General features: G+C 68.4%; 1 pseudogene. It reads right to left on the bottom strand.

The annotated features are described in order from the left end of the window. Positions 1–725: pseudogene (locus C1I98_RS39390) on the bottom strand (DUF4434 domain-containing protein); the annotation flags it as partial. Positions 726–843: the final 118 nt, after the last annotated feature.

Here is an 843-nt window from a genome sequence, read left to right as displayed (position 1 = left end):
GGGTTGCGCGGGGCCAGCGGCAGCGCAGGGAAGACCTGCATGCGGAACCGGTCGGCGAGGTCGAGCAGTTGGGTCAGGCTGTCCTGGCGCGCCGCCGCGATGATGATCAGGTGGTAGTTGCGCGGCTTGGTGAAGTCGCAGCCGGAGTCGTCGCTGCCGTCCTGGGGGGCGATCAGCCGGTGGAAGACGGTCTTGCCGACGGTGATCGAGCGTTCCACCGACGGGCAGCGGAAGACGCCGTCGCCGAAGCGCTCGTCGGTCCGGTAGACGTAGGTCCAGGTGATGCGGTTGTTGCGGTTGAACTTCTTGAGGTCGCGTTCGGCGGCCTGCACGCAGGTCAGGCCGTCCTCCTCGCAGGGCGCGTAGCGCGGGTCGACCTCCATGTCCTTGGTCATGATGCGGCCGTCATCATCCACAAAGCGGGGTTGCAGGCCGGTGCCGAGCCTGATCACCGTGTCACCGCCGACCTTGTGGATGGCTTCGAGCTGCTTGCGCCAGGTGCACTCGTTGGAGGTGGGGACCAGCCAGTAGCCGGTCACCGCGTACGGCGTGCGGGTGCCGGTGTCGAAGGTGCCGCAGGGGTCGGTGAACAGGCTGGCCTGAGGTGCGGCGGGCGCCTTGCGCTCGGCGGGGCGCCGGGCGGGCGGCTCCTTGGGAAGAACGATGACGACAGCCGTGACCGCGGCGATGATCGCCGCTCCCAGGAGAACGGTGAGCCAGCGCACTTTCAGGAGATTACCGCCCTCGATATCAATGCCAGATAAATCCAGACGTCAGCGGGTCGCTCGCGCGGGGGTCAGCGCTTCTTCGCGCCCGCCCGCCGGCCCCCGCCCACGCTTCGAG

Source organism: Spongiactinospora gelatinilytica (genome assembly GCF_003236385.1).
Lineage (GTDB): Bacteria > Actinomycetota > Actinomycetes > Streptosporangiales > Streptosporangiaceae > Spongiactinospora > Spongiactinospora gelatinilytica.
The sequence above is the reverse complement of the archived record's forward strand: the minus strand, read 5'-3'. Positions and strand labels throughout refer to the sequence as shown.